This window comes from Halomonas sp. THAF12, from assembly GCF_009363675.1.
Lineage (GTDB): Bacteria > Pseudomonadota > Gammaproteobacteria > Pseudomonadales > Halomonadaceae > Halomonas > Halomonas smyrnensis.
Genome location: NZ_CP045399.1, coordinates 1090903 through 1102039, shown reverse-complemented (window position 1 = coordinate 1102039; position 11137 = coordinate 1090903). Strand labels below are relative to the sequence as shown.

General features: G+C 69.3%; 15 protein-coding genes. 11 read left to right on the top strand and 4 right to left on the bottom strand.

Annotated features, from left to right (window positions below):
• Positions 1-19 precede the first annotated feature (19 nt).
• The 3 genes from FIU88_RS04975 to FIU88_RS04965 all read right to left on the bottom strand — a co-directional run bounded on the left by FIU88_RS04975 (position 20) and on the right by FIU88_RS04965 (position 1487).
• Entirely contained in the window at positions 20-418 is a 399-nt protein-coding gene (locus tag FIU88_RS04975) for a DUF2946 domain-containing protein (RefSeq protein WP_152478395.1), read from the bottom strand.
• Between the two features lie 109 nt (positions 419-527).
• A complete protein-coding gene (locus FIU88_RS04970) occupies positions 528-1019 on the bottom strand; it encodes a phosphatidylglycerophosphatase A (RefSeq protein WP_152478394.1) in 492 nt (163 codons plus the stop codon).
• Between the two features lie 27 nt (positions 1020-1046).
• Positions 1047-1487, bottom strand: coding sequence for a YtoQ family protein (locus FIU88_RS04965; RefSeq protein WP_016855508.1), 441 nt, complete (start codon positions 1485-1487; stop codon positions 1047-1049).
• Positions 1488-1671: 184 nt separating this feature from the next.
• On the opposite strand from FIU88_RS04965, the gene FIU88_RS04960 reads away from it, so the two are divergent.
• The 11 genes from FIU88_RS04960 to FIU88_RS04910 all read left to right on the top strand — a co-directional run bounded on the left by FIU88_RS04960 (position 1672) and on the right by FIU88_RS04910 (position 10294).
• Positions 1672-2262 carry a gamma-glutamylcyclotransferase gene (locus FIU88_RS04960; protein ID WP_152478393.1) on the top strand — a complete coding sequence of 197 codons (591 nt, stop codon included), beginning with the start codon at positions 1672-1674 and terminating at the stop codon, positions 2260-2262.
• 94 nt (positions 2263-2356) lie between these two features.
• Positions 2357-4096: an isocitrate/isopropylmalate family dehydrogenase gene (locus FIU88_RS04955; protein WP_016855506.1), complete on the top strand. Its 1740-nt coding sequence runs from the start codon at positions 2357-2359 to the stop codon at positions 4094-4096.
• A 46-nt stretch (positions 4097-4142) separates the two neighbouring features.
• The gene (locus FIU88_RS04950; RefSeq protein WP_016855505.1) at positions 4143-4469 is read left to right on the top strand and encodes a YnfA family protein; all 327 of its coding nucleotides are present in this window, start codon (positions 4143-4145) and stop codon (positions 4467-4469) included.
• A 245-nt stretch (positions 4470-4714) separates the two neighbouring features.
• Positions 4715-4972: a hypothetical protein gene (locus FIU88_RS04945; RefSeq protein ID WP_152478392.1), complete on the top strand. Its 258-nt coding sequence runs from the start codon at positions 4715-4717 to the stop codon at positions 4970-4972.
• A 285-nt stretch (positions 4973-5257) separates the two neighbouring features.
• Positions 5258-6484: a serine/threonine transporter SstT gene (gene sstT / locus FIU88_RS04940; RefSeq protein ID WP_016855504.1), complete on the top strand. Its 1227-nt coding sequence runs from the start codon at positions 5258-5260 to the stop codon at positions 6482-6484.
• Positions 6485-6755: 271 nt separating this feature from the next.
• Positions 6756-7283: a helix-turn-helix domain-containing protein gene (locus FIU88_RS04935; RefSeq protein WP_016855503.1), complete on the top strand. Its 528-nt coding sequence runs from the start codon at positions 6756-6758 to the stop codon at positions 7281-7283.
• On the top strand, positions 7280-8002 hold the full coding sequence (locus tag FIU88_RS04930; RefSeq protein WP_016855502.1) for an AzlC family ABC transporter permease: 723 nt from the start codon (positions 7280-7282) through the stop codon (positions 8000-8002). The genes FIU88_RS04935 and FIU88_RS04930 overlap by 4 nt, the downstream gene beginning before the upstream one ends.
• Positions 7995-8339, top strand: a complete 345-nt coding sequence (locus FIU88_RS04925) for an AzlD domain-containing protein (RefSeq protein WP_016855501.1) — start codon at positions 7995-7997, stop codon at positions 8337-8339. The genes FIU88_RS04930 and FIU88_RS04925 overlap by 8 nt, the downstream gene beginning before the upstream one ends.
• Positions 8340-8457: 118 nt before the next feature.
• Positions 8458-9000 (top strand): sigma-70 family RNA polymerase sigma factor, encoded by a 543-nt coding sequence (locus FIU88_RS04920; protein ID WP_152478391.1) that lies wholly within the window; start codon positions 8458-8460, stop codon positions 8998-9000.
• Entirely contained in the window at positions 8997-9749 is a 753-nt protein-coding gene (locus tag FIU88_RS04915) for an anti-sigma factor (protein ID WP_152478390.1), read from the top strand. Before FIU88_RS04920 ends, FIU88_RS04915 begins: the two co-directional genes overlap by 4 nt.
• Before the next feature lie 113 nt (positions 9750-9862).
• Positions 9863-10294: a hypothetical protein gene (locus FIU88_RS04910; protein WP_016855498.1), complete on the top strand. Its 432-nt coding sequence runs from the start codon at positions 9863-9865 to the stop codon at positions 10292-10294.
• An 89-nt stretch (positions 10295-10383) separates the two neighbouring features.
• Here the strand turns inward: FIU88_RS04910 and FIU88_RS04905 are convergent, their stop codons facing one another.
• Positions 10384-11112, bottom strand: coding sequence for an SDR family NAD(P)-dependent oxidoreductase (locus tag FIU88_RS04905; RefSeq protein WP_152478389.1), 729 nt, complete (start codon positions 11110-11112; stop codon positions 10384-10386).
• Between the last annotated feature and the right edge of the window lie 25 nt (positions 11113-11137).

Genomic DNA, 11137 nt, shown 5'->3' with positions numbered 1-11137 from the left:
GCGATTCACATCGGGGGGATCACGAGCGAGATCGGGGTGGCGCGCGGGTCGGCGCTTGGGGGAAGACCGCGGGCCCGCCATGGGGCGAGCGGGTCGCCACGACCGGGGCGGTGATGGCGTGGGACGGCACCGGGGCAACGCTCGGCAGCAGCGCCGATAGCACCGGCATCCGCTGGAACAGCGAGCAGTAGCCGCAGGCCTCGTGCCGGTGCGTCGCCGCCTCGTTCGTCATGGCCACCGACGACGCGCCCCGGCTCATCGCCTCGTGATGCCTGCCCTGATGCGCCGCCCCGTGATGGGCCCGCTCCGCGGCGCTGAACTGGCCAATCAGCGGCCCGGCCACCACCAGCCACATCGCCAGCAGCGCGAGGCGCGCGACCGATCGGCGATAGCGGCGAGTGACGAGCGTTCGGATCATGAGCGGGGCCGGCCGGAACGAGGGGCCTCATGATAGCCCAGATGCCCCGGGGAGAGAGCCACCGCGACAGGGTGCCGCGGCGCTTCCGTCGTGACACCTGCGATACCGCTCATCGCCCGCCCTCGCCCCGTCGGCGTCGCCGCAGCCGCGCGGCGAGGCGTGAGAAGAGCCCCATCAGCGCCCAGGCGTAGAGCGCCGCCGCCAGGTCATCGAGCACGATGCCGATCCCCCCGGGCACCGCCTCCACCTGGCTCACCGGCGGCGGCTTGGTGGCATCGAACAGCCGGAAGACCACGAAGGTGCCTGCCAGGGTCAGCGGATGGCGAGGCGCGGCCTGGCCGAGCATCGCCACCGGGAAGGCGACGATCTCGTCGAGCACGATGCGCCCGTCGTCCTTGCCACCCAGGGTGTCGGAGGCCAGCTGGCACAGCGGCATCGCCGCCACCAGCAGCGTGGCGGCCAGCCCCAGCCGCCAGCGACGCGAGCGGCCCAGCAGCCACCAGGCCAGCGGCAGCGCCAGCAGCGAGCCGACGGTGCCCGAGGCCCAGGGCGACAGGCCGAGACCGAAGCCGGTGGCCGGCCACATCCATAGCGCTTCCATCGCTCCTCCTCGGTGGCGGCCGCGGAATCAGCCGCGCAGCACGTGGCGCAGGATCTCGACCACCTCTGCCGGGGTGGTCGCCCAGGCCATGGCGGCGGCGTCCACTTCCTTGAGCGGGTGAACGATGTCGTCGCCGTGCAGGGTCACGTAGGGCTTGCCCAGGGCGGCGCAGTAGCCCGCGTCGAAGGCCGCGTTCCACTGCTTGTACTTGTCGCCGAAGCGCACCACCACCAGGTCGCTCCGTTCGATCAGCGTCTTGGTGCGGATGGCGTTGACCTTGGACGACTTGTGGTCGCGCCAGAAGCCCTCGCTCTGCGGGCCGAGATGATCGCCGGCCGCATCGCTGGCGTCATGGTCGGTGACCGGTGCGGTGAAGGCCACGTCCAGGCCCGCGGCCTCGGCGCCGAGACGGATCTCCTCGCGCCAGTCGGTGTGGATCTCGCCGGACAGATAGACGGTGAAGCTCATGGTGTCGGTTCTCCTCATGGGCCGGCTCGCGCCGGTCTTGTCGGTCGGATCGACAATCCTACGTCATCGCGCTTTGTGCACAAGGTTACGGTGAAATGAATACACGGCCATGACTTCGACAAGCCGCGCCTGGCCGCGCATCATGGGGCGCCCACGACGGCAACGAAGGACGCGACAGTCTCCCATGGCGCTCGACACCACCGCGCTCAACCGGCGCATGACCCACTTCGACGACCACGACGATCTGTGGCTGTTCGGCTACGGCTCGCTGATCTGGAAGGCCGACTTCCCCTTCCTCGAGCGCCGGCCGGCGCGCATCCACGGCTGGGTGCGGCGCTTCTGGCAGGGCTCCCACGACCATCGCGGCACGCCCGAGGCCCCGGGGCGCGTGGCGACCCTGATCGCCGAGGAAGGCGCCGCCTGCCTGGGGATGGCCTACCGCATCACGCCGGAGACCCTGCGCCCGCTCGACGTGCGCGAGAAGAACGGCTACCTGCGCGAGCTCACCCCGCTGCACTTCGAGGACGGCACAAGCGCCATGGGGCTGACCTACCTGGCCACCGCCGACAACGCCGCCTTCCTCGGCGAGGCGCCGCTCGACGACATGGCCCGCCAGATCGCCGTGGCCGGGGGCCCGAGCGGCCCCAACCGCGACTACCTGCTGCACCTGGAGGCGGCGCTGGCGGAGCTCGGCGTGACCGAGGAGCACGTCAGCGAGCTGGCCCGCCGGGTGCGGGAGCATCGAAACGACGCGACGGCATTGGGTGTACAATGAAACCCTGATCGCATGGCAGCCGGCGTCCCTCCGGCCACGACGCCCAGGGACGCGAGGCTGCGCGGATTCCACGAGCACGAACACGGGAAGAGTGATGAGCGACAAGATCCAGGTGGCGGCCCCGCTGGTCATCCTGCACGGCGACGAGATGGCCCAGGTGGCCTTCGAGAAGATCATCGATACCTTCGTGACCCGACCGCTGGCCATCGAGCTGGTCGAGATCGACCTGACCGCCGAGAACCGGCTGCTCACCAACGGCCAGGCCGTCCTCGACGCCATCGACGCGCTCAACCGCCACCAGGTCGGGATCAAGAACGCCGGCATGACCGTCAATCGCGAACAGCGCGACGCCCTGCTCGCCCGGCACCCCGAGCTCGACGCCGCCACCCTGCATCCGCTGGCCACCAAGTCGCCCAACGGCGCCATCCGCAAGGGCATCGGCGGCAACATCACCCGCGAGGACATCGAGTTTCGCAACCTCAAGGTCGAGCGCCCGACCTGGGTCGGCCGCGACATCGAGGTCGAGACCATGGAGCACGGCGGCACCAAGGACAGCTACAACGCGCTGTCCTCGGCCACCGGCGTGGTCAAGCTGCTGTTCGTGGGCGAAAGCGGCGACCCCGTCGAGCTGCATCGCCGCGAGGTCAACAAGGGCGACCCCTGGCTGCTGGCCACCAACGACCTGGACGACGTCAGGGCCTGGGCCCACCGCTTCTTCCGGCGCGCCCTCGACGAGAAGCGCGACATCTACCTGGGCCTCAAGGACACCGTGATCGCCGGCTATGACGGCGTGATGCGCGCCGCCATCGAGGACATCTACCGCGAGCACTACCAGGCCGACGCCGAATCGCTGGGGCTCGCCTACCACTACGAGCTGATCGACGCCCAGGCCGCGCGACTGGTCGCCAACCCGCCCGAGCGGGCGCTGTGGGGCGTGCCGGACAACAACACCGGCCGCAAGCTCTACAAGCTGGTCGAGCAGCTCAAGCGCCACGGCATACCCGACCGCAAGGCCCAGGTGTCGATCTCGCGGATGAGCGCCGGCGGCGGCGACCAGTACGGCAGCTTCAACGCCCCCGCCAGCGAGGACGGCATCCTCAAGGTGGTGGTCGACGGCGAGGAGAAGCACGCCCGCCGCGTCAAGCAGGGCGATCCCATCCTGCTGATGTCCAACGACCGCGAGGCGATCAAGGACTGGGTGCTGCAGGTGTTCCGCGACGCCTCGCGCAAGGACAAGGAGGTCTACTTCGGCCTCAAGCGCGAGTACATGGACTACGACGAGGTGTTCAGCGACGTCATCACCGAGGCCCGCCGCGCGCTGGCCCACAACGACACGCCGCCGCCGTCGTTCATGATCATGCGACCCTCCAGCCAGCTGATCAAGATGATCACCGACCCGCCCCGCAACGCCCTCTATCCGGCGCAGAACCTGGACGGCGACATCTTCTCCGACATCTCCGCCGCCCTCGGCGGCAGTCTGGCCACCGCCAGCTCGATCATCGAGAGCAAGAACGGCACCATGCTGTTCGAGGCGCCCCACGGCACCGCTCACGATCTGTACCTGAAGTACCTGGAGAGCGACGGCAAGGAGGCGCACTTCAACTCCTCGGCGCTGATCTACGCCGTGGGCAACGCCCTGGAGACGCTGGCCGAGCGCGAGGACAACGCGGCGCTGGCCGACTACGCGCGGCGCCTCAAGGCGGCGCTGATCGACACCATCGGCGACGGCATCGTCACCGGTGACCTCAAGGGCAAGACCACCGATCCGGCCAACGAGACCGTGGTCGACATGCACGGCTTCCTCGACGCCGTGGAGGCGCGCCTGACCGCGTGATCGCTCCCGCTTCCCTCATGCTGCACTTGTCTGCCCCGGCGGCGTCATGCTGACGCTGCCGGTGTACGTGGCCGCCGCCCTGGCCGAGATCGCCGGCTGCTTCAGCGTCTGGGCCTGGTGGCGTCAGGGCGCCTCGGCGCTGTGGCTGCTGCCGGGGCTGGCCAGCCTGGTGCTGTTCGCCTGGCTGCTCAGCCTCTCCTCGGCCGACCAGGCCGGCCGCGCCTATGCCGCCTACGGCGGCGTCTATATCGTCGCCTCGCTCGCCTGGCTGTGGGCGGTGGAGCACCGCCTGCCCGACCGCTGGGACCTGCTCGGCGCCGCGCTGTGCCTGGCCGGCGCCGGCATCATCCTGCTGGCCCCGCGGGGCGGCTGAGCCGCACCCTCCCAATCCACCCCATGGGCAACAGCCACGGGACGACAGTCGTCGCATTCGATGGATGTACCCTGTAGCGGCCCAAGGCGAGCCCCGATGCTCGACACGGCACACTGCATAGGTCATTGCCCATGAAACGTGGGGTCATCACGTACGCCAGGCTTCGGCCTCGACCTGTATTCAACGCCTGCCCACCTGCGTATCTTGCGCGGAAAGATACGCCATGACCGCAGGGATAGCGCAGCATGACCGAACCGTTTTCCATCACGACCAGCCTACCCATGGATGCATCGCCGCCTCGTTCGATCCTCTACTCTCCCGGCCCCCACGACACCCGCATCCTGCTGTGCGAGTGCGGCAATCAGGAAGTGGTACGTGGCGAAGCGAGGTGGAAACGGTTCCGGCCGGATGTCGATCGGGACATCTGCCGCTGCCTCGGCTGCGAGGCCACCTCGCCGCTGAGCCATAACGACGATCCGCGCCGGCACCTCCGCCATCCCTGAAGGCTCCTGCCTGCCGACGTCCTCACCGCATATTCCACCCTGGAAACGGCGACAGATCAGCACACCCACCTGGTTTCAAGAGAAACCAAGGTCGTACCCCCTATCGTTTTACGTCGATGGTAGAATTCGCGCGCCTGCCCGGGCGACACCCGGGCAGGGCGTCGACAGGCCATCGCCCTCGCGTGTCCCGAGCCCCGCGGCAACCCCGCGGCGTGGCCACGTGGTGATACGGCGACCCCGGCGCACGACACGTTCATGCACCCCGTGATTCCACAAGAGACACCCATGATCGCTACCCTCAACTCCCTGGGCCGCCCGCTGCTGCGGCTGGGGCTGATCCCCCAGATCGCGCTGGGCATCGTCGCCGGCCTGCTGCTCGCCACCCTCGCCCCCGATACCGCCCAGTCGGCCGCCCTGCTCGGCCAGGTCTTCGTCTCCGCGCTGAAGGCCGTGGCGCCGGTGCTGGTCTTCGTGCTGGTGGCCGCGGCGATCGCCAACCATCGCCAGGGCCAGCCCACCCACATCCGCTCCGTGCTGGTGCTCTACCTCATCGGCACCCTGGTGGCGGCGCTGGTCGCCGTGGCGGCGAGCTTCGCCTTCCCCACCAGCCTGGCGCTGAACGCCCCGGCGGCCAGCGGTACGCCGCCCGGCAGCGTCACCGAGATCCTGCGCAACCTGCTGCTCAACGCCGTGGCCAACCCGGTCGAGGCGCTGATGGAGGCCAACTTCATCGCCATCCTGGCCTGGGCCGTGGGCCTCGGGCTGCTGCTGCGCCGCGCCGCGGACACCACCCGCACCGCGCTCAAGGACCTGTCCGATGCCGTGTCGGGCATCGTCCAGATGGTGATCCGCTTCGCCCCGCTGGGCATCTTCGGCCTGGTCGCCAACACCCTGGCCGAATCCGGCCTCGACGCCCTGCTCGACTACGGCCGCCTGCTGCTGGTGATCGTCGGCTGCATGGTGTTCGTGGCGCTGGTCACCAATCCGCTGATCGTGTTCCTGAAGACCGGCCGCAATCCCTATCCGCTGGTGTTCACCTGCCTGCGCGGCAGCGCCATCACCGCCTTCTTCACCCGCAGCTCGGCGGCCAACATTCCGGTCAACCTGGAGTTGTGCAAGCGTTTGAAGCTGCACGCCGATACCTATTCGATCTCGATCCCGCTGGGCGCGACGATCAACATGTGCGGCGCCGCCATCACCATCACCGTGATCACCCTGGCCGCCGCCCATACCCTCGGCATCCAGGTCGATTTCGTCACCGCGCTGCTGCTGTGCATCGTCTCGGCGCTGGCCGCCTGCGGCGTGTCAGGCGTGGCCGGCGGCTCGCTGCTGCTGATTCCCATGGCCGCCAGCCTGTTCGGCATCTCCGCCGACGTGGCCATGCAGGTGGTGGCGATCGGCTTCGTGATCAGCGTGGTGCAGGACTCCACCGAGACGGCGCTGAACTCCTCCACCGATGTGCTGTTCACCGCCGCTGCCTGCCGCGCCGACGGCAACACCGACGAGGCCTGAGCCTCGCCTGCCCGGCCGCTGCGGCGGCCGGGCACCTTTTCGCTTTATCCTCCTCCCGCCTTCGCTTCTTCCCTTCCTCCTCGCCACTGCCCGCGGCGCCTCCCGCCCCTTCTCCTTCATCGTGCGCCTTGCGGCGTTCCCGGTCGCTTCCTACCCCGGCCCGGTATAGCGCCGCCGGCCGGACGGCCTCCCTTGACAGTCGGTTGTTCTTTTTATAGAACGTTCCTTATATCGAACAATTCGTGGGCACCCCCTCGTACCGGAAGCCTCCATGGACCATCTCGCCCTCAGCACCCTGGGCCAGCACCTTCAGCGCCTGCGCCAGGAGCGCGGGCTGTCGCTGTCGCAGCTGGCCGCCGCCGCCGGCATCGCCAAGTCGAACCTGTCGCGCCTCGAGCAGGGCAACGGGAACCCCACGCTGGACACCATCTGGCGGCTGGCGGTGCAGCTGAACATGCCCTTCGGCACCCTGGTGGCGCCGATCACCGTGCCCCTCGGCGAAGACGGCGTGCAGGTGAGGCTGATCGACCAGGGCCAGGAAGGCCGCCAGGTCGATGCCTACTGGATGCGCTGCGCCCCCCATACCGATCGCCATGCCGAGGGGCACACCCCCGGCGCCACGGAATCGCTCACCGTGCTCAGCGGCGAGCTCGAGGCCGGCCCCGAGGACGACCTGCGCACGCTGCACGCCGGCGACAGCCTCGCGTTCGGCGCCGACCGCCCCCACCGCTATCGCACCGGCGAGCAGTGGGCGACGCTGATCCTGACCATCGTCTACGCCGAGAGGGAGGCATCATGATCGACCAGGCGACCTCGGCGCCTTCCCGCGCCTGGCTGTCCGGCGTGCGCGAGGCCTTCCCGCTGCTCGGCGGGTACGTGCCGGTGGCGATCTCCTTCGGGCTGATCGCCGTCCAGGCCGGCTTGACGGCCTGGGAGGCGACGCTGATCTCGACGCTGATCTACGCCGGCGCCTCGCAGTTCCTGCTCATCGGCATGATCGCCGGCGGCGCGCCGCTGTGGCTGGCGGTGGCCATGACGCTGCTGCTCAACGTGCGCCATGCGGTCTACGGCCCCAACCTGGCACCGTGGCTGGACCGCAGCCGCTGGTGGCTCGTGCTGATGCACGGCCTGACCGACCAGGTCTTCGCCCTGGCCCATCACCGCTTGCCACAGCTGCCGGAAGCGCAGCGCCTCGGCTGGTTCACCGGTGCCGCGCTGCTGGCCTGGACCAGCTGGATCCTCGGCACCCTGCTCGGCGCCCTGGCCGGCGACTGGCTGATGGCGCGCTGGCCGCTGCTGGGCGAGATACTGCCCTTCGCCCTGCCGGCGCTGTTCCTGGTGCTGGTGGCGCCGCGCTGCACCTCGAAGCGCTGGAGCCTGGCGCTGATGATCAGCATCGGCGTGGCGATGCTCTGCAGCCTGGTCGGCTACACCAACATCGGCATTCCCATCGCCGCCGCCTGCGGCGCCCTGTGCTTCACCCTGGTCCGCTTCACGCCGGAGGCGCCCCATGAGTAACGACCTCTGGCTGGCCCTGTTGGCCACGGCCCTCGGCACCCTGCTGATTCGTCTGCTGCCGCTGCTGTGGATGCAGCGCCGTCTCCGTCGCCTCGACGGCGCGGACGGCATCGAGGCCATGCCCCGCTGGCTCTCCCTGCTCGGCCCGATGATGGTCGCCGCGGTGCTCGGCGTGTCGCTGGTGCCTGATCGCCTCGACGCCATCGGCTGGCTGGCCACCGGGATCGGCGTGCTGGCGACCCTGGTCGTGTGGTATCGGCGGCGCTCGCTGGGCTGGCCGGTGGTCGCCGGCGTCACCGCCTTCGGCCTGGTGGAGGTCCTGGCCGCCCTCCCCTGACGCCCCGGCGCAGCGTGGAAAGACGGCGCCTTGACCGCCACGACGGCGAGGCGGCAGTCTGCGCGAGCATGATGCCGCTCTCACCGGCCTCGACCATCGACATGACAGGGAATGTGGTATGTCCAGTGATCGCCTGCAGGACCTGCTCCAGCGCGTGACTCGGCGCGACCGACAGGCCTTCGCCGAACTCTATGACGCCACCTCGGCGAAACTCTATGGCACGGTGCTGCGTATCCTGAAGGAACGGGGGCGCACCGACGACGTCGTGCAGGAGGTCTACGTCACCATCTGGCAGAAGGCCGGGCAGTTCGACGACGGCCGGGCCTCGGCGATCGCCTGGATGGCGAGCATCGCCCGACACGCCGCCATCGACGAGCTGCGCCGACGGCCCCGGGCGCCCCATGAGTCGGACGACGTCCTCGACCAGACGCCCTCCGATGCCCCCGGCGCCCGGGAGCACGCCGAGCGCGACGAGGACGCGCGCCGCCTGCATGCCTGCCTGGCCGAGCTGGAGGGCAACCGCCGGGACATGGTGCGCCTGGCCTATCTGGATGGCTGGTCCCGGGCCGACCTGGCCGCCCACTTCGAGCAGCCGGTGAACACCGTCAAGACCTGGCTCCATCGAGCCCTCAAGCAACTCAAGGGGTGTCTGGCGTCATGACAGACCACGACGACATCGACATGCTGGCCGCCGAGTTCGTGCTCGGCACCCTGGGCGCCGACGAGCGCGCCGAGATCCAGCGCCGCCGACGGGCAGACCCCGAGCTGGACGGCCGCATCCTCGAGTGGGAGACGCGCCTCGCGCCCCTCGGCGATGACATCGCCGCGGTGGCACCGGGGCCGGACCTGCTGGCGAGGATCGAACGGCGCATCGAGGCGCTGGACGCCACGCCGGTCACCGGCGAGCGCGAGGGCAAGGTCTCCCAGCTCGACGCCATGCGGCGCCGGCTGCGCTTCTGGCGCTGGAGCACCGGGCTCGCCTCCGCCGCGGCGCTGGTGCTGGCCGCGGTGCTGATCGTCCCCGTCGAGCCGGGGACGAGCGAGTCGCCGTTCGTGGCCGTGTTCCAGCAGGACGACCAGCAGCCCGCCTTCATGCTCTCCGTGGACCTCGACAGCCGTCGCCTGAACGTGCGGCCGGTCACCGCCGAGCCGCTGCCGGACCGCGCCTATCAGCTGTGGATCAAGGACGCCTCGCTGGGGCCGAATCCGCGCTCGGTGGGCGTGCTCAACGACCGGCTGAGCCTGCCGGCCGACGCCCTGAGCGACTTCGATCCCGAGCTGCTCAAGCGCGCCACCTTCGGCATCAGCATCGAGCCGCCCGGCGGCTCGCCCACCGGCCAGCCGACCGGCCCGGCGATCCACGGCTACCTCTATCCCACCGATCAGGACGCCTCGGCCCAGCGGCTGTGATTTTTTTTTCGCGCCGAGGTGAAACCGCCGTCGCTCGTCTCTCGTAACTGCGGGCACGCCCATCCCAACCACTTTGCTTCGATGGGGCGTGCTCGGAACTCAAGGAGAGAATGATGATGACCAAGTTCATGGCAAGCGCATTCGTATCCGCCGCTCTGCTCACCGGCGCTTCCCTGGCTCAGGCGGAAATGCACGGCGACATGCATCCGGAAGTCTGGGCCGATGACCAGTCCGTCGCGGGCGGCACGGTCACCGCGGAAAAAGTCATGGCGGGCAGCAACGGCTGGCTGGTGGTGCACCGCACCGATGACAGCATGAAACCCGGCCCGGTGGTCGGCCATGCCCCGCTCAAGGAAGGCGAGAACATGGACGTCACCGCGATCCTCACCGAAGACGTCAGCGCCGGCGACCAGCTGATGCTGATGGTGCACAGCGAGGAAGGCGGCATGGAGACCGGGATCTTCGAGTACACCCTCGGCGCCTCGGAAGACGGCCCGATCAAGATCGACGGCAACCTGGTGATGAGCACCATCACCGCGCAGTAAGCCGCCCGGCAGACCGCCAGAACGGCAAAGGGGCCCCCAGGGGCCCCTTTGTCGTGACGGCGGTTCCTGCCATCAAGCGACGAACGGTGCTACATCACGTCGCCGCTGTTGGGGCCTAGGGCCTGCCCCAGGTACAGGTCACCGTCCGGCGAGGCCGCCAGCAACAGCGCCGTCGGCGCCACTTCTTCCGCCTTGCCGAAGCGTCCCAGCGGCAGCTCGGCTTCCTTCTCGCCGATCCATTCGCGGCTGACGTCGCCCAGCAGCGGCGTGCTGATCGGCCCCGGCGCGATGGCATTGGTCAGCACGTTGTACTGCGCCAGCTCCCGCGCCATGGACTTGGTCAGCCCCAGGATACCGGCCTTGGCCGCGCTGTAGTGCGCCATGCCGATGCCCCCCTTGTGGGCGAGCTGGGAGGCGATGTTGATGATCCGCCCCGCGCGCTGTTCCACCATCAGCGGTGCCACGTAGTGGCAGGCCAGGAACACGCCGCGCAGGTTGACGGCGATCATCTGATCGAAGACCTCCGGCGACATCTCGGTGATCGGGCACTCGTTGAGGATGCCAGCGCTGTTGACCAGCACATCGATCCGCCCGTGACGCTCGACCACCGCGTTCACGAGTGCCTGGACCGATTCGGCGGAGCCGACGTCGACGCGATGGGCCGAGCCCCGGGGCCCGCACAGGTCGACACAGGCGTTCCGGTCGAGGTCGGCCAAGGCCAGCGTCGCGCCTTCGGCCTGAAACAGTGTCGCGATCGCCTGGCCGATGCCACTGGCGGCGCCGATGATCAGGGCGACCTTGTTGTCTAGTTTGCTCATTGAAGTCTCCAAAGGGAGGGAGCCG

Coding starts and splice junctions, on each gene's coding strand:
- FIU88_RS04975 (WP_152478395.1), bottom strand. CDS start 418: ATGATCCGAACGCTCGTCACTCGCCGCTATCGCCGATCGGTCGCGCGC.
- FIU88_RS04970 (WP_152478394.1), bottom strand. CDS start 1,019: ATGGAAGCGCTATGGATGTGGCCGGCCACCGGCTTCGGTCTCGGCCTG.
- FIU88_RS04965 (WP_016855508.1), bottom strand. CDS start 1,487: ATGAGCTTCACCGTCTATCTGTCCGGCGAGATCCACACCGACTGGCGC.
- FIU88_RS04960 (WP_152478393.1), top strand. CDS start 1,672: ATGGCGCTCGACACCACCGCGCTCAACCGGCGCATGACCCACTTCGAC.
- FIU88_RS04955 (WP_016855506.1), top strand. CDS start 2,357: ATGAGCGACAAGATCCAGGTGGCGGCCCCGCTGGTCATCCTGCACGGC.
- FIU88_RS04950 (WP_016855505.1), top strand. CDS start 4,143: ATGCTGACGCTGCCGGTGTACGTGGCCGCCGCCCTGGCCGAGATCGCC.
- FIU88_RS04945 (WP_152478392.1), top strand. CDS start 4,715: ATGACCGAACCGTTTTCCATCACGACCAGCCTACCCATGGATGCATCG.
- sstT (WP_016855504.1), top strand. CDS start 5,258: ATGATCGCTACCCTCAACTCCCTGGGCCGCCCGCTGCTGCGGCTGGGG.
- FIU88_RS04935 (WP_016855503.1), top strand. CDS start 6,756: ATGGACCATCTCGCCCTCAGCACCCTGGGCCAGCACCTTCAGCGCCTG.
- FIU88_RS04930 (WP_016855502.1), top strand. CDS start 7,280: ATGATCGACCAGGCGACCTCGGCGCCTTCCCGCGCCTGGCTGTCCGGC.
- FIU88_RS04925 (WP_016855501.1), top strand. CDS start 7,995: ATGAGTAACGACCTCTGGCTGGCCCTGTTGGCCACGGCCCTCGGCACC.
- FIU88_RS04920 (WP_152478391.1), top strand. CDS start 8,458: ATGTCCAGTGATCGCCTGCAGGACCTGCTCCAGCGCGTGACTCGGCGC.
- FIU88_RS04915 (WP_152478390.1), top strand. CDS start 8,997: ATGACAGACCACGACGACATCGACATGCTGGCCGCCGAGTTCGTGCTC.
- FIU88_RS04910 (WP_016855498.1), top strand. CDS start 9,863: ATGATGACCAAGTTCATGGCAAGCGCATTCGTATCCGCCGCTCTGCTC.
- FIU88_RS04905 (WP_152478389.1), bottom strand. CDS start 11,112: ATGAGCAAACTAGACAACAAGGTCGCCCTGATCATCGGCGCCGCCAGT.